16 protein-coding genes are annotated in these 21,951 nt (G+C 48.5%); 13 read left to right on the plus strand and 3 right to left on the minus strand.

Going from position 1 to position 21,951, the window contains the following annotated elements; all coding sequences use genetic code 11:
• Positions 1 to 50: 50 nt before the first annotated feature.
• A complete protein-coding gene (mnmC, locus tag K6Q96_RS04270) occupies positions 51 to 2,054 on the minus strand; it encodes a bifunctional tRNA (5-methylaminomethyl-2-thiouridine)(34)-methyltransferase MnmC2/FAD-dependent 5-carboxymethylaminomethyl-2-thiouridine(34) oxidoreductase MnmC1 (RefSeq protein ID WP_251878057.1) in 2,004 nt (667 codons plus the stop codon).
• A 199-nt stretch (positions 2,055 to 2,253) separates the two neighbouring features.
• On the opposite strand from mnmC, the gene fabB reads away from it, so the two are divergent.
• The 10 genes from fabB to purF all read left to right on the plus strand — a co-directional run bounded on the left by fabB (position 2,254) and on the right by purF (position 16,892).
• A complete protein-coding gene (fabB, locus tag K6Q96_RS04275) occupies positions 2,254 to 3,465 on the plus strand; it encodes a beta-ketoacyl-ACP synthase I (protein ID WP_251878059.1) in 1,212 nt (403 codons plus the stop codon).
• A 231-nt stretch (positions 3,466 to 3,696) separates the two neighbouring features.
• Positions 3,697 to 4,836 (plus strand): 4-phosphoerythronate dehydrogenase, encoded by a 1,140-nt coding sequence (locus tag K6Q96_RS04280; RefSeq protein WP_251878061.1) that lies wholly within the window; start codon positions 3,697 to 3,699, stop codon positions 4,834 to 4,836.
• Positions 4,837 to 4,838: 2 nt separating this feature from the next.
• Positions 4,839 to 5,864: an aspartate-semialdehyde dehydrogenase gene (locus K6Q96_RS04285; protein ID WP_002537796.1), complete on the plus strand. Its 1,026-nt coding sequence runs from the start codon at positions 4,839 to 4,841 to the stop codon at positions 5,862 to 5,864.
• Between the two features lie 418 nt (positions 5,865 to 6,282).
• Complete coding sequence (locus K6Q96_RS04290; RefSeq protein ID WP_251879585.1) at positions 6,283 to 10,509, plus strand: FimV/HubP family polar landmark protein; 4,227 nt, start codon at positions 6,283 to 6,285, stop codon at positions 10,507 to 10,509.
• Positions 10,510 to 10,875: 366 nt separating this feature from the next.
• Complete coding sequence (gene truA, locus K6Q96_RS04295; protein WP_251878063.1) at positions 10,876 to 11,670, plus strand: tRNA pseudouridine(38-40) synthase TruA; 795 nt, start codon at positions 10,876 to 10,878, stop codon at positions 11,668 to 11,670.
• A 239-nt stretch (positions 11,671 to 11,909) separates the two neighbouring features.
• Entirely contained in the window at positions 11,910 to 12,839 is a 930-nt protein-coding gene (gene accD / locus K6Q96_RS04300; RefSeq protein WP_251878065.1) for an acetyl-CoA carboxylase, carboxyltransferase subunit beta, read from the plus strand.
• Between the two features lie 107 nt (positions 12,840 to 12,946).
• Positions 12,947 to 14,215, plus strand: coding sequence for a bifunctional tetrahydrofolate synthase/dihydrofolate synthase (gene folC / locus K6Q96_RS04305; protein ID WP_251878067.1), 1,269 nt, complete (start codon positions 12,947 to 12,949; stop codon positions 14,213 to 14,215).
• A 2-nt stretch (positions 14,216 to 14,217) separates the two neighbouring features.
• The gene (locus K6Q96_RS04310) at positions 14,218 to 14,745 is read left to right on the plus strand and encodes an SPOR domain-containing protein (RefSeq protein ID WP_251878069.1); all 528 of its coding nucleotides are present in this window, start codon (positions 14,218 to 14,220) and stop codon (positions 14,743 to 14,745) included.
• Positions 14,746 to 14,808: 63 nt separating this feature from the next.
• Complete coding sequence (cvpA, locus tag K6Q96_RS04315) at positions 14,809 to 15,300, plus strand: colicin V production protein (protein WP_251878072.1); 492 nt, start codon at positions 14,809 to 14,811, stop codon at positions 15,298 to 15,300.
• 77 nt (positions 15,301 to 15,377) lie between these two features.
• A complete protein-coding gene (gene purF, locus K6Q96_RS04320; RefSeq protein WP_251878074.1) occupies positions 15,378 to 16,892 on the plus strand; it encodes an amidophosphoribosyltransferase in 1,515 nt (504 codons plus the stop codon).
• Positions 16,893 to 17,002: 110 nt separating this feature from the next.
• Here purF and K6Q96_RS04325 read toward each other — a convergent pair whose 3' ends face one another.
• Positions 17,003 to 17,602: a Yip1 family protein gene (locus K6Q96_RS04325; protein ID WP_251878075.1), complete on the minus strand. Its 600-nt coding sequence runs from the start codon at positions 17,600 to 17,602 to the stop codon at positions 17,003 to 17,005.
• 181 nt (positions 17,603 to 17,783) lie between these two features.
• Positions 17,784 to 18,674, minus strand: coding sequence for a LysR family transcriptional regulator (locus K6Q96_RS04330; RefSeq protein WP_251878077.1), 891 nt, complete (start codon positions 18,672 to 18,674; stop codon positions 17,784 to 17,786).
• A gap of 298 nt (positions 18,675 to 18,972) precedes the next feature.
• Here K6Q96_RS04330 and K6Q96_RS04335 point away from each other — a divergent pair, with 298 nt between their 5' ends.
• From K6Q96_RS04335 to rffG, 3 genes are all read left to right on the plus strand, one after another.
• A complete protein-coding gene (locus K6Q96_RS04335; RefSeq protein WP_251878079.1) occupies positions 18,973 to 20,028 on the plus strand; it encodes a response regulator in 1,056 nt (351 codons plus the stop codon).
• A gap of 224 nt (positions 20,029 to 20,252) precedes the next feature.
• Entirely contained in the window at positions 20,253 to 20,750 is a 498-nt protein-coding gene (gene rfaH, locus K6Q96_RS04340; RefSeq protein ID WP_251878082.1) for a transcription/translation regulatory transformer protein RfaH, read from the plus strand.
• Between the two features lie 86 nt (positions 20,751 to 20,836).
• Positions 20,837 to 21,898, plus strand: a complete 1,062-nt coding sequence (gene rffG / locus K6Q96_RS04345; RefSeq protein WP_251878084.1) for a dTDP-glucose 4,6-dehydratase — start codon at positions 20,837 to 20,839, stop codon at positions 21,896 to 21,898.
• The last annotated feature ends 53 nt before the right edge of the window (positions 21,899 to 21,951 follow it).

Below are 21,951 nucleotides of genomic sequence, written 5' to 3' on the forward strand. Positions count from 1 at the left end.
GAGAAGAAGGCGCCAATCGGCGCCTTCTTTGTTTGAATTATCTTTCCCTTCTAAAGAGCTTTACCCTTGAGCAGTTTTCTCACCCACATGCGTCCGGGATGCAAGGCATTAAGCACATCAACCGGCATGGGGAGTGGATCGCCACAAAGCTGTGAGGCCAGAAGCTCACCGAGGATGGGCGCTGAGGTTAAACCGCGGGAACCGAGTGCTAAAAGGCTATAGAGGTTCGGGTAAACCGGCACATCTTCGGCACTGTCTTTCTTATCACGCAAATCACCGTATACGGTTTTCAGAGCTTCAAAGTCGCAGACATCACCGACATACGGCAAATGATCGCGGCTGGCACAGCGAATACCCACACGACCACCACCATGGTCAGTATCAATCTCTTTTGGCCACTCAGCAGGAATGCAATCGACCAGGCGCTGCTTGTTGTCAGCCTGATCGTCCATGCTAAACGCCATGGAAGTATCATTTCGGCTGTAGCTGGCGCCGATGCAGTGAGTGTCATTTTTTGGGTTGGCTGGCGTCAGGTAGCCGTCATAACACAACACGGTTTTGAGCTGCTTTAATGCTGGCGTGGTATTAATGTGGGACACCTGACCACGAACCGCATAAGCCGGGATGGGTGCGGTTTGCTCAAACTGGGTGAACTTGTGACCGTTAGCGATGACTATAGTATCGTGAGTGAATTCGCCTTGGTTTGATGTCAGTGTCCACGCCCCGTTCTGATGATTGACCTTCGTTACTTCGGTATTGTAGTGACAGGTCAACAGGCCAGTTTTCTCCGCATTCGCTATCAAGCCCTGAGTTAACTGCTGAGGGCACAACCAACCGCCGAGAGGATAGGTGACACCGCCGTGCCCGGTTTTAATGCCAGTCAGTGATTCGGCGTCTTCTTTGGTGATGCCATGGATAAGAGATTCAGGAAAACCACCTGTCAGCATCTTCGCTAATTTGTCCGTGCTTTTTTCATCCCACCCTAATTGGGTAACGCCACACAAATCGTGATCAAACGAAACCGTTTCTGCTGCTTGTTCAATAAACTGACGGGAGAACAGAAATGCCGGTGCAAAGAAGCGTGAAAGGGCATCGTCACTGCCATTTAACAGTGGATACACTGCGCCTTGTCGGTTACCAGAAGCAGCAAATCCAGGCTTGTCGTGTTCGCAATAAAGGGTGACTGATTTTCCACGACGTACCAGTGAAAGTGCCAAGGTGGCGCTCGCCACACCGCCACCAATAATGGCAATGTCATTGCTGTTTTGTGGTGCGGTACGTTTATACCAGGGGGCCTGTTGGAGTGGTTGGTTGCGTTCGACCATGGTGCCGATAATCATGTCGCGCTTGGTGCCATAGCCCTTGGCTTTCTTCATTTCAAAGCCTGCGTCAATTAAGCCGCGACGCACAAAGCCTGCGGCGGTAAAAGTGGCTACGGTACATTCCTGTTTAGCCAGTCTTGCCATGCCGTCGAACAGCGTCTGACTCCACATTTCAGGGTTCTTGCTGGGGGCAAAGCCGTCCAGAAACCAGCAATCCACAATACCGTCATCAGACGTCCACACTTGTGGCATACAGTCTTTGATATCGCCGAACCACAAGTCCAGCGTGATCATGCCATCTGCCAGTACCAAACGGTGGCAGCCAGAAACCGCTGCTGGGTAGTGTTTGCGCAGAGCTTTGGCGAAATCCGCCAACTCTGGCCAGGCTGCGTGGGCTTTTTCTAAATCACTCACGGAGACCGGGAACTTCTCAAAGCTGATGAAATGAAGCTGGTTGACTTGAGCCTCAGGGTTTTCCTTTCGGAATTGGGCAAACCACTGCCACACAGCCAGGAAGTTAAGGCCTGTACCAAATCCGGTTTCCGCAATCACGAATCGGTCATGTGAAAAGGTATCCCAGCGGTTTGGTAGCTGGTTTTGCTGCAGGAACACGTAGCGCGTTTCTTCCAGACCATTGGCATTGGAAAAGTAAACATCATCAAAGTTGTCAGAGACCGGTGTTCCGGCGTCATTCCAGTGAATTTGGGCGTGTTCAATACGGGTTTGGGTCACAAGCCTTACCTTAATAAAAACGGGGTTTGCACGTCGAGCGCGGATTCTATCGCCAATTCGACGGAATATACAGAACCGACAACGGGTCTGTGTCAGTATGTGAAAAATTTCAGCTTACACCTGTACTCTAGGAAAGCTGACCACTTAGGCGTATCAAAACCGCTATCATCGGTGCGAACTCGAATTGTAGGAACAAAAGATGAAACGAGCCGTAATTACAGGTATGGGAATTGTTTCCAGCATCGGTAACAACGTTAAAGAAGTGCTGGAGTCATTAAAGACGGGTAAATCAGGGATTAGCTTTTCCCAACAGTTCGCAGACATGAAGCTTCGCAGTAATGTCTGGGGTGATTTAAAGCTCAATCCTGCTGATCACATTGATCGCAAAAAGTTTCGTTTTATGGGCGATGCTGCGGGCTTCGCTTATCTGTCAATGGAACAGGCTATCGAAGATGCCGGTTTGACAGAAGATATGGTGTCTAATGACCGCACCGGTCTGGTTGCCGGTTCTGGTGGCGCATCTTCAATTAACCAAGTTGCAGCCACAGACACATTACGTGAGAAAGGCGTAAAACGTGTTGGTCCTTACATGGTGCCACGTACCATGTCTTCAACGGTTTCAGCTTGTCTGGCAACACCATTCAAAATCCGTGGTGTGAACTACACCATGAGCTCTGCGTGTGCGACATCAGCACACTGTATTGGCCACGCTGTTGAACTGATTCAACTGGGCAAGCAAGACGTTGTTTTTGCAGGTGGTGGTGAAGAGCTTGACTGGTCACTGACCATGATGTTTGACGCCATGGGCGCGCTGTCGACCAAATACAACGATAACCCAGAAAAAGCATCACGTACCTACGACGCAGACCGCGATGGTTTCGTTATCTCTGGTGGTGGCGGCATGATGGTTATCGAAGAGCTTGAGCATGCGCTGGCGCGTGGTGCGAAAATCTACGGTGAAATCGTGGGCTACGGTGCAACGTCAGATGGCTATGACATGGTAGCGCCATCAGGTGAAGGTGCGATTCGCTGTATGAAGATGGCGATGCAGGACGTAGAACAAATCGATTACATCAACACTCACGGCACCTCTACGCCAGTGGGTGATGTGAAAGAACTGGGCGCGATTCAGGAAGTGTTCGGCAACAACAGCCCTGCCATTTCTGCAACCAAAGCCATGACTGGTCACGCACTGGGTGCGGCGGGTGTTCACGAAGCGATTTACTCCACCATCATGCTGGAAAACAACTTCGTTGCACCAAGCATCAACATTGAAAATCTGGATCCAGCAGCTGAAGGTCTGGATATCGTGTCGGAAACCCGTGAAGTAGAGCTGAAGACAGTCATGTCTAACAGCTTTGGCTTCGGTGGTACCAACGCCACGCTGGTTATCAAAAAATACGAGGGATAAGCGTCTCACTTGTCCCCAGGGTCTGCTGGTTGTCACAGGTAAACAGGCCCTCTAGTTTTCCGGGACGTTGGCTTTATGCCCACAACAGACGCAGGTTTAGATCGTTGAGAGCCGATCTCTACCTTTCAGATCCTGGATTTTGCCCGGCCAATTGGCCGGGTTTTTTCGTTTTATCTGGCGCAGAAAACCGTCACAATAGCGCCAATGGAATAAATGTAAGAGTAAACGCACTTGAACATTCTGATTGATGAAAATATGCCGTATGCCGCTGAGCTGTTCAGCAAGCTGGGTACGGTTACCGCAAAAGCAGGTCGTACCCTGACAGCAGAAGACTTGATTGACGTTGATGCGTTGATGATTCGCTCCGTCACCAAGGTTGACGAAGCGCTGCTGGAAAAAGCCAATAAGCTGAAGTTTGTCGGCACGGCAACCGCAGGCACCGACCATGTTGATGCGGAGCTGCTTGCCAGCAAAGGCATCTTCTTTACTGCTGCGCCTGGCTGTAACAAAGTGGGTGTGGCTGAATACGTAATAAGCGCGCTGTTGGTGCTGAGTCAACAACAGGGCTTTTCTATTGCTGACCGTAAAGTTGGCATTGTGGGCGCAGGTCAGGTGGGAAGCTACCTGTCGAAGTGTCTGTCAGCGCTCAGCATTCCGCACCTTTTGTGTGACCCGCTCAAACAAGCGGAAGGCGACACACGCGAGTTTCATCCTCTACAAACGCTGATTGCAGAGTGTGATGTCCTGACCTTCCACACGCCGTTAACCAAAAACGGTGAACACCCAACGCATCATCTGATGGGTGAAGCGGAGATCGCTGCACTGAAGCCAGGTTCAATACTTATCAACGCGGCTCGCGGTCCAGTGGTCAGTAATGACGCACTGAAAGCTGCGCTGAAAACGCAAAAGTTAACTGCTGTTCTGGATGTGTTCGAGTTCGAACCGGAAGTGGACATGGAACTTCTTCCTATGCTGGCTTTCGCCACCCCGCACGTTGCGGGTTACGGACTGGAAGGCAAAGCACGCGGCACCACCATGATCTACAACAGTTACTGCGAGTTTCTGGGTAATCAGGAAGAAAAAGTCGAAGCGGCGTCTTTGCTGCCGATCGCGCCAATTCCAAAGGTATCACTGAGTAAGCCTTGGGACGAAAGCGATCTGATGGCACTGTGCCAGCTCATTTATGACATCCGCCGTGATGACGCCGAGTTTCGACGCGCGATGGTTGACGTTGAGCTGCACCGCGCAAGCTTTGACCGCTTGCGCAAGAATTACTGGGACAGACGCGAGTACAGTGCAATTACAGTAGCGGGCGACGCAGCGTTTGGGTTAGAGTCGCTCGCTAATTTAGGTTTTACCGTAGAGGAATAATCATGACACAAGAATTCGATGTGGCTTATGACGTCGCTGTTTTAGGTGCTACAGGCGCAGTAGGGCGCACCATTATCGAGGTGTTGGAAGAGCGTAAATTCCCTGTGCGCAACCTTCACTTGCTGGCAAGTGAGCGCAGTGCCGGTGAAACCATCCGTTTTAATGGTAAAAGCGTTCGCGTGAAGAACGTGGAAGACTTTGACTGGAGCCAGGTTCAAATCGCGCTGTTCTCAGCGGGTGCAGAATCTTCTGACCGTTGGGCACCTATTGCTGCAGATGAGGGCGTAGTGGTTATCGATAACACCTCACGTTTCCGTTACGAATACGATGTACCGCTGGTCGTGCCTGAAGTAAACCCGGAAGCGATTGCAGATTTCCGTAACCGCAACATCATCGCGAACCCTAATTGTTCGACCATCCAAATGCTGGTGGCGCTGAAGCCAATTTACGATGCTGCAGGTATTGAGCGTATCAACGTAGCAACCTACCAGTCAGTATCTGGCTCAGGTAAGAAAGGCGTTGATGAGCTAGCAGGCCAAACAGTGAAACTGTTGAACAGCCAGGAAGCAGAGCCAAGCACTTACAAAAAGCAGATCGCATTTAACTGTCTGCCACATATTGATGAGTTCATGGACAACGGCTACACCAAAGAAGAAATGAAGATGGTGTGGGAAACCCAGAAAATCTTAGGCGACGATTCCGTGGCGGTAAACCCGACCTGTGTGCGCGTGCCTGTGTTTTATGGTCACGCTGAAGCCGTACATATTGAATGTCAGCAGCCGCTGGATGCCACCGAAGCAATGGATCTGCTATCCCGCGCTGAAGGCGTTGAAGTTTACTACGGCGAAGATTACCCAACGCAGGTAAAAGAAGCGACAGGTAAAGACCATGTGATGGTCGGCCGTGTACGTAACGACATCAGCCACCCGAATGGCCTGAACATGTGGGTGGTTGCTGACAACGTCCGCAAAGGCGCAGCGACAAACTCAGTGCAAATCGCTGAACTTCTGATCCGCGATTACCTGTAATCATTCCTGACTGATGCGTTGTACCCAAACGACCTGAAGATGCCCGCATTGAGGTCCTCCCTTTGGGCGAGTTGACTAGCGTCGTGCTCTTTGTTGTCCCTTTTTGCTGGAGGTGACTACACCTACAAAGGGACGCCGCGATCACAACACCAGTCAAACTCGCTGAATCCTGCATCTTCAGGTTGTTTGGGTACATAAGTCAGTCAAATCAGCCGGCAGCAGTGATCTGGTGCCGGTTGTTTGATCACAAAACACAGTTTTATCTCTTCACACTACAGTTTTCAGCTGGGCTTCCGATATAGTTAGGGAAATAACCAGTAATATCAATCGCAGCAGGTGTTTAACGCCTTACCTCCCAACGACTTCAGTAGGGAAACGCGCCGCGATTGTGAAAAGCCTTTTATTCTGCCATAGGGGAATGCGGGCAGTGTCTGACCCAGATTTTTATAACGCGATGAAGCGAACTCTTTTTTCATACTTATCAGGTGGTCGTCTCGGCAAAACGCTTGTCGTCTCGTCTTTATTGCTGAGCCTCGGTGTTCCGTTCTCTGCGCAGTCTGCTATTCGTATTCTTGGCCCGGTGGAAGAATCTCCGCCGCCTAACGCTACTGCACCTCTGGCTCAACAAAATCAGGCTCCACTATCCTCGGTGAACCGACGCCAATCTGTTGGTCCAACCCGCGACAACGACACCCTTTGGTCTATCGCATCACGCTATCAGCCAAACAACTCTGTAACTGTCTATCAGACTATTGGTGCTATATTCCGCCTAAATCCAGGCGCGTTTGAAGATGCCAATATTCACGGTTTGGTTCCTGGCAGTACTTTGTTGATGCCCACCCTGACGGAAATTCGCCGCGAAAGTACGAATGACGTAGCAAGTCGCCTGCAAATCGATCAGGCGCGGAAAGATGCACAACGCGTTGCTAACCAGCCTTTGAGTCAGCAAGTTACAGCACCTGCTGCCACACCAAAACCTGCACCTAAACCAGCGCCGAAACCTGAACCTGCAATGGCAGAAACTGCGAAGCCTAAAATGGAAGCCGATGCAGCGGAAACCATGGCTGAGAAGAAGCCAATGCAAGAGCAGGAGATGATGGAACCCGAAGGGGACACATCCGGTGCACCAGCTAAGCCAAACATGTCTACCGTTCAGAATCAGATTAATGAATCTGACCTGCAAATGGGCAAGCTGGTAGAAAGTAACCACATTCTCAAAATCCGTCTGGCCGAGGTCCAAAACGAACTGGCTGTTCTCAAAGATCAAATGTCCGCTGATGAAGAGCTGACAGAAGAAATTCGTGAGTTCCTTGAAATTCAGCGTATGCGTCAGGCCCAGATGGAAATGAAGGAGCCTTCTTTCTTTGAATCCCTGATGGCAAGCCCACTGATGCTGGCTACCATGGCGATTATTCCTGCGTTGTTAGTGATTGGTGCTGCCGCCTTCTTCATCATGCGTCGTCGTAAAGATGAAGATGTCGATGTGGCAGAGCCAGAAGGCTTGGACGGCGAAGATCCAGATATGCCAGTGGCCATGGTCGATGTGGATGACGACACCGACGAACTGGTGCTGGAAGATGATGAACTCGAAGTTACTGACGACATTGATGCCGACCAACTCTTTGGCGACGACATGGGGGATGACCTTGACGACATCAATCTGTCCGACACCCTAGAGCTTTCAGAAGAGCCTGAAGAAGGTGGCCTGGATATTGATGCCGATACTGACCTGACATCGAATCTTGATGTCGGTTTGGATGATGACTTCGATACCAGCACTGATTTGGATGTAGAGGCGAGCACCGATGGTGCCATTGGCCTGGAAGATATGGAGCGTGCGCTCGATGAAATGTCTTCCCAGCCTGAAGAGTCTGAACTCAGCCCCGATGAAGCTCTCGCCGCAATGTGGGAACAATCTCTTGGTGGTGATGATGAAGAAGTCGATGATATCGATGCTCTGTTAAACGCAGAGCAGTCTGGTGGAGGCGACGAAGCGGCGACGGAAGAGGCCGAGCCATTACCAGAAGCATTCGCAGAAGAAGAGACTTCAGAAGAAGGCCTCGAAACCAATGAAGCTTTGTTCGACAACGTGCTTGATGACGAGCCTGAGGTTGATTTGTCTCAAGACATTAACCTTTCGGATGACGACATTGATGATCTTATCGGTGATGCCGCAGAGCCTGCTTTGGATTCGGAGCCTAGCGCCGATGATAACGAAGCAATGTTGGATGAACTTCTCGACGAGGATGGTGACTTAGATCTAATCAGTAATGATGTTGCTGAAGAGGAAGACATTGCTGACCCAGACGCTCTGCTTGATGAAATGTTGGGCGATGACCTTATCGATGAAGACGGCAATGCAGTCGAGTCAGAAGAAAAAGACGACACTGATGATTTGTCGCTGGACATAGAACCAGAAGCGGATCTGTCCGAAACAGATACTTTGCTGGATGAGCTTGTCAGTGAAGATGATTTAGACCCACTTGATGAAAATGTATTGCTTGATGAAGCCATCGATGAGGATGACTTATTGGGCGATGTAATCGGTGAACCAGAAGAGCAGGAAGATGTTGATCTTGGTGAAACCGATGTCCTGCTTGATGAATTGATTGATGATGGTGATGCACTCGAAGATGAGAGTGCTCTACTGGATGAGGTCCCGGAAGACGACATACTTGGTGAAGACCTTGGCTTTGATAACGAGCTTGATATCGACAATGAGTTGGATATCGGTAGCGAGCTGGATATTGATACAGAGGCCCTGCCAGAAAGCGAAGAAGAGTCACTGGTTGACGATTTAGATGATGTGCTTGAAGAAGCCACTGATGAATTGGAACTCCCTGAGCCTGAGGCGCTGGAGCTTGATGAGCAGTCTTTAGAGACAGAGTCTGACGCTGACGATTCTTCAGAATTGGATGATGCGCTTAGCTCAGACGATTCAGACACAGAACTGGATGCAATCGTTAAAGATGAACCTGTTGGCGCTGAACCAGAGCCGGAAGCTTCTGAATCAGATCTGGATCTACTTGATGATGTCTTAGAACAGGATGAACAGGCAGAGGAAGCGCCGCAAAACGAAACGGAAGACGTTGTTCTGGACGAATTACCAGTCGAAGTGCCAGTCGAAGAGCCAGAGGCGACATCTGAAGACTTGGATCTTCTTGATAGCTTACTCGATGAAGGTGAGTCTCCAACTGAGTCTGAAGACGTCATTTCAGAACAGGCAGACACTGCCCCTGAAGTGCTTGAAGAGGCCAACGAGATTGAAGGTGAACGGGCAGCACTTACCGAAGAGCCTGACACAGAAGAAGCCGAAGTAGAGACCGAAGAACCCATTAGCAATGAGCTGTCTCCAGAAGCGTTTGACGCTGAGGACAATGAAGCCTTGGCTTCAACTTCAGAAAGTCCGGAAGCGGAAAGCGAGGTTGAAGAAACTCAAGTGCTGGCTCCGCAGCCAGAGGATGTATCTGCAGTTGCTCCAGAGCATGATGCTGAAGAAGCGTTTGAAGAGGAAGATGAAGCACCTCTTGATTTGTCATCTTTACCAGAATATGACGAAGAGGCAGCATTAGCAGACAGTGAAGGTGAGCCGGAAGCAACCAGTGATGCGCAACCTGATGGCGACGATGATGCGCCACTGGATTTGGAAAACCTGCCTGAATTTACTGAAGAGGATGCTGCGCAGGAATATGACGTCGAGCTTCCTTCTGCTCAGGAAGATTTTGCTGAGCCTGTTGAAAGTGAACTTCCAGAAGATGAAGCTCTTCAAGAAGAGTTGCTGGATACAGCCCAGTTCCCGGAAGAAGACAACGAAGAGACTCAGGCTTTCACGGCGACAGAACCAAATACCTTGGCTTTCCCAAAAGTTGATCCAATTGGAATGGACGAGCTGGGTGAATTTGATGAAGACGACGCGCTGTCTGCTGCATTAGACGAACAAAGAGAACTGGAAGAGTTTCTCCCGCAACCTAAAGAAGAGGATTTTACACAATCTTCCGCCCCGGTGTCTCAAGCGCCTTATCGCGCTGCTGAACTAGATGAGCTGGCGCAACTGGATGACGATGAGCATCAGGTTGCAGGCCTTAACATGGAAGCGTTGCTCTCCGATGAGTTGGATGATGAACACTCTGGGTTAGGTGACTTTGAAACCGAAGAACTCGATATTCCAGAAGACGAAAGTGATGTCTGGAATGCAGAGCAAGCACCAGAACCGGAATTGGAAAGAGAAGACTGGTCTCAGCAGCCTGAAGTCCTCGGAGATGAGATCAAGTCGATGGATCTCGAAGGCGATCTCGACGGATTGCTGGATGACGTTGAAAGTGAACTGGTTGAAGAGTCGTCCCCGAGTGAAGAGTACATCAGTATTGATGATCTGATGAAAGACGACGGCGCGCTTCAGGAAGACCCTGATTCGCTGAAGATGGACTTGGATGTTGGACTGGCAGATTTCCCAGATGTGCTTAGCGATATTCAACCTGCCGATGTTGACAGCAGTGGCGAAGCCGCTACCAACATGGATTTGGCGAAAGCCTACCTTGAGATGAACGACGTTGACGGTGCCATTCAGCTTCTTGAAAAGGTGATGCAAAGTGGTGATGCCAACCTCAAGGATGAAGCCAGATTGATGATTGAGAAGCTCAACTAAAAGAGTCAAAATAAAAATGGCGGGTTATCCCGCCATTTTTATGTGTGACGCTTTGAGTATATACCCAAACAACCTGAAGATACTCGTATTCAGAGGTCATCAATGCGTTCAATTCGAGGCAAATCTTACGAGGAGCAGTCATTCTATTTCTTTGTAATTTAAAGAAGAAGTGGGCGGATTGATGCCTCTCTTTGGTCGAGTTGACTGACGCCGTGCTCTTTGTTATTCCTTTTTGATAGAGGTGACTACACCTACAAAGGAACGCCGCTATCACAACGCCAGTCAATCTCGCTGAATCCTGCATTTTCAGGTCGTTTGGGTATATAATGCGCCGCCTTAGATAACCAGCAAGACAGAGAAAACACGATGAGAATTGCCCTGGGTGTGGAATACGATGGTGCGAAATTTTATGGTTGGCAACGCCAACGTGAAGTGCCAAGCGTTCAAGAGCACCTTGAAAAAGCCCTGTCCAAAATCGCCAACCAGCCGATTGAAGTGCAGTGCGCTGGTCGCACAGATGCTGGCGTGCATGGCACAGGTCAAGTCGTTCATTTCGATGTTAATGGTTCAAGGCCTTTGCGCGCATGGACTATGGGTGTTAACACGCACCTGCCTGACACCATTGCAGTGCGTTGGGCTAAAGAAGTGCCCGACGAGTTCCATGCTCGCTTTACCGCAACGGCGCGTCGCTATCGCTATATTATCTACAACGATGCATTGCGTCCCGGAATTCTGCGTCACGGCGTGAGCCACTATCATGGCGAGCTCGACGATAAACTGATGCATCGAGCGGCGCAGTGCTTATTGGGTGAGAATGACTTTACTTCCTTCCGTGCTGCTCATTGTCAGTCGAACAGCCCTTGGCGAAATGTTCATCATATAAATGTGACTCGTCAGGGACGTTACGTGATCATTGATATCAAGGCCAATGCATTTGTTCACCATATGGTGAGGAATATCACTGGCAGTTTGATCGCTGTCGGACGCAAAGAGCAAAAACCAGAGTGGCTGAAATGGCTCCTAGAAATTAAAGATCGCAACTTAGCGGCAGCAACGGCAAAGGCAGAGGGATTGTATCTGGTAGAAGTGGATTACCCGAAGGAATATGAACTTCCATCTTCGCCGGTCGGCCCACTGTTTTTGCCAGACGAACAACTTTAACCAGCATAAAGTCGCGGAAAATCGCCTCTTCGTTACAAAGCAAAGTAGACAGAAGTGGGACTAACAATAGGTAGTACCAGTTTTTTGTCCAAAGTCTTAACAAGTTGTGTTTTAATTCTTCGTTGGATTATTTGATATCAAGGCCACTTGCCCATCTCTGCACAGACCGCGTTCATGGTGAACGAAACAGTGCATGATAGTGATGTAAGCGGCGAGTGCTCCAATAAATAAGGTCGTTCATGAGCTGGCTTGAAAAAATACTGACAAAAAGCAATATCGGTTCTTCACGTAAGGCTTCTATCCCTGAAGGCGTCTGGACCAAGTGTTCGTCCTGCGAACAAGTGCTGTATCATGCAGAACTCGAGCGTAACGTGCATGTGTGTCCGAAATGTGATCACCACATGCGCATGAGTGCGCGCAAACGCCTGGAGACTTTCCTCGATGAAGGTAACCGCGTGGAAATCGGTGATGAGCTGGAGCCAAAAGATCTGCTCAAATTCCGCGACTCAAAAAAGTACAAAGACCGTATTTCTGCTGCGCAGAAATCGAGCGGAGAGAAAGATGCCCTGATCGTCATGAAAGGCGAATTACTGGGCATGCCGGTTGTTGCAGCTTCTTTTGAGTTCGCTTTCATGGGCGGCTCAATGGGTGCGGTTGTTGGCGCGCGATTCGTGAGAGCAGTCGACGCAGCAATCGAGAACAACTGTGGCTTGGTCTGTTTCTCTGCCAGCGGTGGCGCGCGTATGCAAGAAGCGTTGATGTCGCTAATGCAAATGGCTAAAACCAGTGCCGCGCTTGAGCGTCTGTCAGCAAAAGGCCTGCCGTTTGTTTCTGTGTTAACTGACCCAACCTTCGGTGGTGTCACTGCAAGCTTTGCGATGCTGGGCGACGTTAACATCGGTGAGCCAAAAGCGCTGATCGGTTTTGCTGGCCAACGTGTTATTGAACAAACCGTGCGTGAAAAGTTGCCAGAAGGCTTTCAACGCAGTGAGTTCCTGCTTGAACACGGTGCCATTGACATGATTGTTGACCGTCGTGAAATGCGTCAACGCATTGGTGGCTTGTTGGCAAAAATGACCAACCATGAATCACCACTGGTCGTGTCAGTCGACAAACCGCTTGAAGGTGAAGTGGTTGAAGCTGAGCCAGTGGAAGAAGATAAAGAGTAATTGAACCTGATTTGTTCAAGTGAATCTCACATCGAAAGAGCGCCTTATGGCGCTCTTTGTCTTTTAACTGATATGATTAAAGCATTGGAAATTTGAATAGATAACAAATGTCAGAACTTATTAAGCTTGGTGCTCACTCACCGTTATCTGCATGGTTACAGTATCTGGAATCTCTTCACACCAGCGCAATTGATTTAGGTTTAGACCGCGCTTCTCTGGTTGCCAACAATGGCAAGCTGACCAAGCCAGCGCCAAAAGTGATTACCGTAGCAGGTACCAATGGCAAAGGTTCAACGTGTGCCATCATCGAAAGCATTCTCCTCAAAGCTGGCTATAAAGTAGGCGTTTACAGCTCTCCTCATCTGGTTCGTTATAACGAGCGTGTTCGCATTAACGGTCAGGAATTAGATGATGAAAGGCATTCAGAAGCATTCACTGCGATAGAAACACTGCGAGGTGATACCAGCCTGAGCTTTTTTGAATTCGGTACGCTGGCTGCACTTTGGTTGTTCAAGGATAAACAGGTTGATGTGGTTGTGCTCGAGGTAGGCTTGGGTGGACGTTTGGATGCCACGAATGTCGTTGACCATGATGTGTCTGTGATCACCAGTTTGGCCATCGACCATGTCGACTGGCTGGGTGATGACATTGAAGTAATTGGCTTCGAGAAAGCCGGTATTTTCAGAGGTGGAAAACCAGCTGTCTGTGGTCAACCGGAGCCGCCAGCAAGTGTTGCAGCCCATGCTGACGATATTGGTGCCAATCTTCACCAGGTGGGCTACCAGTTCGACTACGAAAAAGAAGGCGATGTGTGGCATTGGCAGTGTGGCGCATTTGACTTGCGCGACTTGCCGGTTCCCAACTTACCACTCCCGAACGCTGCCACAGCATTGATGGCGTTAGGGCTATCCGAACTTGAAGTGACTGACGAGCATATTGTTGATGGTCTGAAATCAGTCAAACTGGCTGGTCGCATGGAGCGAGTTTCTGAGTCTCCGTTGATTCTGATGGATGTAGCACACAACCCACATTCAGCAGCTTATCTGGCGAAACAAATTCAGGAGCTGAAAGAGGCATCCAACGCCAGCGTGCATGCCGTCGTCGCTATGCTCCATGACAAAGATATTGCAGCGACCATCGAGGAAATGAAGTCAGTCGTTGACCATTGGTACCCAGCGTCGCTTTCGGGGCCTCGAGCCGCGAGCTGGGAGCAGATCGCAGAACACTTACCGGATAGTGTCCATGGCTTTAAGTCTCCCGCGCTGGCTTTTGATAACGCAAAAGCATCGCTTGATTGGCAGGGAGACATTCTCATTGTATTCGGTTCTTTCCATACTGTCGGTGAGATCGCCGACCACCTCCAAAAACAGGAGTAATTGTGGCTACCCAGTTTCAAAACCGATTGGTCGGAACGCTCATCCTTGTCTCTCTGGGCGTTATTTTCCTTCCCGACGTATTTGACGGTGAAAAGGCACACTACGAAGAAAGCTATCAAGCCATTCCCTTACGTGAGGAAGTGGATGAGTCCGTGCTGACTGAGCGTGTTCAGGCACCTGAGAAGGTTGAAAGCTTCATGCCGCCACAAGAGCCTGTCGGCGTCACCATAGACGCGCAGGCGGCACCGAATGCTGCTCTAGCGCCCAAAGAAAACTATACCGACTCGGCATGGATTATTCGTCTAGGTACGTTTCGTAACATTGAAAATGCGCATAATCTAGTAGCAACACTTCGGAGTAAAGGGTATGCAGCGCAACTTATGCCGCGCGATATCAAAGAGGGTGACCTAGCACGCGTAGAGGTAGGCCCTGATGTGTCTAAGGAAAAGCTTGAGTCGATGACTGCAGATTTAGAGTCTTTGACCGGTTTGAAAGGTCAACTGCTTAGATTTAACCCACTCAACCCATAAGAAAACGTTTGCGTCGTCATTTTTTCTGTTAAAATGCGCGCGAATCACTCAGATGATTAAAAGATGAATTGGATAGATTACATCATTATTGGCGTGATTAGCTTTTCTGCTTTGATTAGCTTGGTCCGCGGTTTTGTTAAAGAAGCCTTGTCGCTGGTGATTTGGTTCGCTGCCTTCTTTGTTGCGAGTGATTTTTACCCACAATTGGCAGCTTACTTTACAAATATTCATGACGAAATGATTCGAAACGGTGCGGCGATAGCGGCGCTGTTTATTGCCACCCTGATTGTTGGTGCGGTTGTTAACTATGTGATTGGACAGTTAGTACAAAAAACTGGCCTTTCAGGTACAGATCGCGTGTTAGGGATTGTTTTTGGGGGAATTCGTGGCGTATTGATAGTCGCTGCGCTGTTATTTTTCCTTGATGCTTTCACCAGCCTTGCCAGCTCTCCAGAGTGGAAACAATCACAGTTAATCCCTAAATTTGGGGTAGTGATTGAGTGGTTTTTCACTTATTTGGAGCAAAGCTCCAGCTTTCTGCCTAAGGTGATCTAAGGTTTTCCCGCGGCAAAGTTCGCGGGTAAATCCACAAGTTCCCTGGGCTCAATTTCGCGTTACAAGGAACAGCATACATGTGTGGGATTGTTGGGATCGTGGGTGAGACCCCGGTTAATCAGTCAATTTACGATGCGTTGACAGTACTTCAGCACCGAGGTCAGGATGCGGCAGGGATTGTCACCATTGACGATAACCGTTTCCGCCTGAGAAAAGCGAACGGCCTGGTCAAAGATGTTTTCCAACTAAAGCACATGCAAAGGCTGCAGGGAAACGTGGGTATTGGCCACGCTCGTTACCCAACAGCAGGTAGCTCCAGTGCTTCAGAAGCGCAACCATTTTATGTTAACTCACCATATGGCATCACGCTCGCGCACAACGGTAATCTCACCAATGCCAACCAGCTTCGCGAGTCGCTTTTTGAACAAGACCGCCGCCACCTTAACACCACTTCAGATTCAGAAGTCCTTCTCAATGTTCTTGCCCACCAAATTGACAAGGTCGCTTCTGACAAACTAACTGAAGAACATGTGTTCTCAGCGGTGCGTGAACTTCACGCACAAGTCACCGGTGGCTATGCAGTTGTTGCGATGATCATCGGGCATGGCCTTATTGCTTTCCGCGACCCACATGGTATTCGTCCGCTCTGCTTGGGCAAACGCACCGTCAATGGCCGTGAAGAGTATATGGTGGCTTCAGAATCAGTGGCGCTTGATGCGGTTGGCTTTGACTTTGTTCGCGATGTGGCACCGGGCGAAGCCGTTTACATCACTTTTGATGGTCGTCTGTTTACCCGTCAGTGTGCTGATAACCCGACTTTGTCTCCTTGTATCTTTGAGTTCGTCTATTTCGCACGTCCAGACTCATTCATCGACAAAGTCTCTGTATATGGTGCACGCGTCAACATGGGCCAAAAACTCGGTGCAAAAATTCGTCGCGATTGGGAAGACCTAGATATTGATGTGGTTATTCCAATCCCAGAGACGTCTTGCGATATCGCGTTGGAAATTGCTCAAGTGCTAGAGAAGCCATACCGACAGGGTTTTGTGAAAAACCGCTACGTTGGCCGTACCTTTATCATGCCGGGTCAACAGCAACGCCGTAAATCAGTGCGTCGTAAGCTCAACGCCATCCGCTCAGAATTTAAAGATAAATCAGTGCTGCTGGTAGATGACTCTATTGTTCGTGGTACCACGTCTGAACAAATCATTGAAATGGCACGTGAAGCAGGCGCAAAGCGTGTTTACATGGCATCAGCCGCACCAGAGATCCGATTCCCAAATGTATATGGTATCGACATGCCGAGTGCAAATGAGCTGATTGCACATGGCCGTGAGGTCGATGAAATTTGCCAAATCATTGGTGCTGATGGTCTTATCTTCCAAGATCTTAGTGATTTAGAAGATGCAGTACGTGAAGGCAATCCTGATGTGAAGCGCTTTGAAAGCTCGGTATTCAGCGGAGAATACGTCACCAGTGACATTAACCAAGAATACCTCGATTACTTGGAAAGCCTGCGTAACGATGAATCTAAAGCGGTTCGTGAACAGCAGCAAGAGCTGGCTAACCTCGAAATCTACAACGAGAGCTAATTTAAGCTTCCCTTACAAGATGAACGTCTAAAAAAACGCGGCTATCAAGCCGCGTTTTTTCTGTTCGTTATTTTCAATCACCGACGATTCCAGTAATTGAACAAGCCCGTTTACTGTACAAACATAGGGCCGAAGCCTACGTTCCACATAATCACTGAACTGGCAAGTATGGCAACCAGCAACACAAGCCCACAGGTGACCACTGAACTTGCGTAAATAAACCCCCTTTCTTCTGGTATGTGCATGATAATGGGGACTCCGGTGTAGAGTAAGTACACAGAGTAAGCAATACCAGCAAGGCCCACCAACATAACAAACCAAACAACGGGGTAGAGCGCTGCCAAACCAACCATGAATATCGGGGTAGCAGTGTACGCAGCGAGCTCTAGAGCCTGAGTATACGTCGGTGTTGAACCAAAAGTGCGGCTCATCCACAAGGTGAGGTAAGCAAGTGCCATTACCCCAGTTATTAGTGCAAAGTACATTGCGCAGGCAATAATGATGGCGCTTTGTTGAGTAAGGAAAATCGGGTCACCGACGCCAATCTGCCAACCAATATGAACGCTGGAGTAATAGGCGCAGATAGGTGGAATAAGCGCCATGATCGCAGCATGCCCCATACTGTTCACAGTGCCTTCATGGCGATCGTCAATGTTTTTCCATTCTTCTTTCGGGTGAGTATAAAGGCCGAGCAAATGTCCCAGAATCATAGGTCGCTCCTTCCTGTGCGGTAACCAGTGGTTTGTAATACGCAACAGCGATGCTTGATCGATCGCTTTGTTACATATTAATAACATTAGGTGTTGAGGACGGTCGTTAGCAAGTTTTAACCACCAAAAGTGTGGTGGTTTTTTAATCACTTATCGAATCTGGGACACTTGGTGATCAACCTCACTTTTCAGTGTTTTCTGAGTGAAAGTATGAGAGTGAAAAGTCGATAAATGCACGAAGTTTTGCCGGATGATGTGTTTTATCATGATACATCAGAAAGATATCACGAGGTTCTGTAGTCCAATTCGGCAAAATCTGGATCAGTTCACCCTCATCTATATCTTTCTGCACCAAAATATCCGGTATCAGCGCGATACCCAATCCATCTTTTGCTGCTGCCCTTACCATCCGGAGCTCAGAAGCTTCAAAGCGACCCGGTTGAGAGACACAGATATCTTGACCCCTATTATTGGAAAGTCGCCATCTCTTAAGCGGCCATCCTTTGAGCAGATGATGCTTCTCGAGATCACCAGCGCCCTTCAACGGCGCAATTGTTGACAGATAAGTTGAGCTAGCAACAAGAATGTCTCTCACGGTATGGAGCTTTCGCGCAATCATCGAAGAATCTCGCTGTGGTCCAATTTTGATGAAAGCATGTTTGTCATCCAAGTGAGTGGGGGAGGTATCACTGTAAAGCGACAAATCAATTTTGATGTCAGGGTAAGCCACCAGAAAAGCGCTCAACATGGGTTGCAAAAGCTTCATTGCAATGTTGGAAGGTGCGGCCAGACGGAGGGTGCCGGAAGTACCCTGGCAACTTTCAGACAGATTTTCTGTAGCTTCTACCAGTTGTTCCAACAAAGGAGAGCAACGGTCGTAAAAACTTTGTCCGGCTTCTGTCAAAGACAGTTTTCTGGCATCACGGTGCAGCAGCTTAATCTTGATATCCTCTTCAAGTGCCTGAATTCTTCGGGTGAGCGTAGCAACAGGAATTCCCGTCTTTTTTGAAGCTAGCGTATAGCTTCCATTTTCGACGATCAGTCGGAAAAGATTGAGGTCATCTAATTTCATAGGATTTCACTATGTTGCGATTGTCTTCAACAAAAATCGTTATTTTGGCTATTTCAAATTAACATGGCCTGTTTTTCGTTGTCTTATGTCAATAAGAAGGACTCTACAGGTGGTCTGAAGGTAAGGAAAGATAGAAAATATCCAAATTATTTTCTTTTCAGGATACAGAAAGTTAACCACTTTCGAGTCGTCTAATACAGGCCAGTGACAACCTCACACTGATTTTCAAACTATCCTAGTAGTAGCAAATTGCCCATATTAGACACCAGCAAGGCAAGATGAAACAGGAGAACATATTGTGTTGGAAGGAAAAGAAGTTCTCATTGTTGAAGATGATCCCGTGTTTAGTCGGATCATCAGTAGCTTTCTTCGCAAAGAAGGGTGCGTTGTAAGAGAAGCTGAAAACGGATTGGATGGATTAAAAGCGCTTAGAGAAGGCATTCCAGACTTGTTACTTAGCGATCTCTCTATGCCGGTAATGACAGGTTTAGAATTCGTCGAAGAAGTCAGTATGGAATACCCTATGCTGCCAGTGATAGTTATCTCAGGCACGGGGGGCATGTCAGACGTTGCTCAAGCGTTGCGCTTTGGTGTGAAAGACTTTTTGATCAAGCCTATTGAAGACATCATGGTGGTGAAGTCCGCCATTCTTTCGGTATTGGAAGACGCCGATGGCGGCGTTAATAGTGACGCAGATTTCTCTCAGCAATGGTTTAAAGTCTCTCAAAACGGCGACCAGCCATTGACAGAGGAATTGAAGTGGCACTTGGAGGATCTCTTAGATAATCCAGGTAGCGCAAGAGACTTGTTGATGGGATTGATGCCAGATCAGGACTCGCAACAGGGTGACTGGCGATTGTCTTATCACTCACTACAGTCTGCTGATACTAACCCCGTAGTGCTTGATTACACTTGGATGATGGATGGTCAGATGGCGTTTTACATGGTTGATAGCGCGTCGGCTGGAGAGAACGGAACAGCGACAACCTTGATGATCCGCGCCTTCTTCAACGAATATCTCCGTTCGCAAGATGCGGACGAAAAAGGCTTTGTTCATCTTGTCCATCAAATCGAACACGCCATTAAACGCTCAACCTACGCGAGTCCCATCCGCGCCATGTTTGGAATACTAAACGCAGCGGAGTCCCAGCTTGATGTTTTATCTGCTGGACTCAATGCAGTGGTGGATGGTTCAGGCAAGGCGTTGATTGTGAAGAACGAAAATCTGCTAGGCATAGATGCATCGACTACTCGCTTTCAAACTATCGACCTGTCAGGCGGTAGTGTACGCGTATCGCTCAGTGAGATTGGATTAACTAGCTTTAGCTTGGACATCCAAAGACTTAGCGCTTGAATCATCAAAGTCTTACTCAAAAAAAAACCGCCGAACCAGGCGGTTTTTCTTTGCCTTTTGAAAAAAATTCAATCCCTGCATTCCAAACTATGAACCAGTGCAGACAATTTATGCAGTTGAAGGCTGTATGCTTGCTGGACAAAGGCCAGCCTAATATACTCTTGAGTTGCTTCGCAAAGACGATGCAAAAACTGGCTAGCAAAAGAAATCGACGAGAATAAAAAATGAATCCATGGTATCTGCTCTATTGTAAACGCAGCGAGCAACAACGCGCTGAGCAGCACCTTAAAAGACAAGGCGTCGATTGTTACTATCCCCAAGTAACTGTTAAAAAAATCCGCCGCGGTAAGCGTTCCAGTGAATTGGAACCGCTCTTTCCTAACTATATATTCGCTTCCTTTGATCCTGAAAAAATCTCATACACTACCGTGCGTTCAACGCGTGGGGTTGTTGACTTTGTTCGACAGGGAGCAATACCAACTGTCGTGCCTGTGGAACTCATCACCCATTTAATGTCACATGAAGACAGCGATGAGCAACGTGAAGCACTGAGTGACGTATTCAAACCGGGTGACCAAGTGGAAGTGCTCTCGGGTCAATTTGAGGGTACGGAAGCGATTTACAAGGAAGCGGATGGAGAGCTTCGCTCAATTTTATTAGTCAACCTGATCAGTCGTCAGGTTGAGGTGTCAACAGAAAACAAGGCGCTTCGTAAGAAGTAGTCGCAAAAAATATAGATGCTATGGCGTGATTTAGGGACGAGACCTAAGGGCGGTAGCGTACAGAAAACCAAATATTGGAATCAGAGATGAAGATTTTAGTGACAGGTGGTGCGGGTTTCATCGGTTCCGCAGTCGTTCGACATATTGTAGAAAATACAAAGGATAGCGTTGTTAATGTCGATAAACTCACTTATGCGGGTAACCTAGAGTCTTTGGCTACGGTTTCTGAAAACGAACGTTATGCCTTTGAGCAAGTAGATATCTGCGACCGTGCAGAACTAGACCGCGTATTTTCTTTGCATCAACCCGACGTTGTGATGCACTTGGCTGCAGAATCTCATGTAGATCGTTCCATTGACGGCCCTGCTGCTTTTATTGAAACCAACATCATTGGTACCTACAATTTGCTAGAAGCAGCACGTCAGTATTGGAACTCTCTGGACATCGACAAGAAAGCTGCGTTTCGTTTCCATCATATCTCAACTGATGAAGTATACGGAGACCTCGAAGGGACGACAGATTTGTTCACAGAGGAAACCTCCTACGAGCCATCAAGCCCATATTCTGCATCAAAAGCGTCGAGTGACCACTTAGTTCGAGCTTGGCTGCGTACCTATGGTTTGCCAACCATCGTGACCAACTGCTCAAACAACTACGGTCCTTATCATTTTCCAGAAAAGCTTATCCCACTGATGATTTTGAATGCCCTAGATGGCAAAGCTCTTCCAGTTTATGGTGATGGCATGCAAATCCGTGACTGGTTGTTTGTAGAAGACCACGCACGTGCGCTTTACAAAGTGGCGACCGAAGGTGAGATAGGTGAGACCTACAACATTGGTGGCCATAATGAAAAAGCCAACATCGAAGTGGTGAAAACCATTTGTGCGCTGCTTGAAGAGTTAGTACCAACTAAGCCAGAGGGTGTGGCTCAGTACCGAGACCTCATTACCTACGTAAAAGACCGCCCAGGTCACGATGTGCGCTACGCAATCGATGCGTCAAAAATTGAGCGAGAGCTAGGTTGGAAACCGGAAGAAACCTTCGAATCGGGCATTCGCAAAACCGTGATGTGGTATCTCGACAACAAAGCGTGGTGGTCACGAGTACTGGACGGTTCTTATTCACGTGAGCGCCTTGGTACAAACTAGGCATTAACCTCTCGTCATACTTGTTTTTGGTTCTATGCTCTAGTTCCTACCTA

The organism is Grimontia kaedaensis (assembly GCF_023746615.1).
GTDB lineage: Bacteria > Pseudomonadota > Gammaproteobacteria > Enterobacterales > Vibrionaceae > Enterovibrio > Enterovibrio kaedaensis.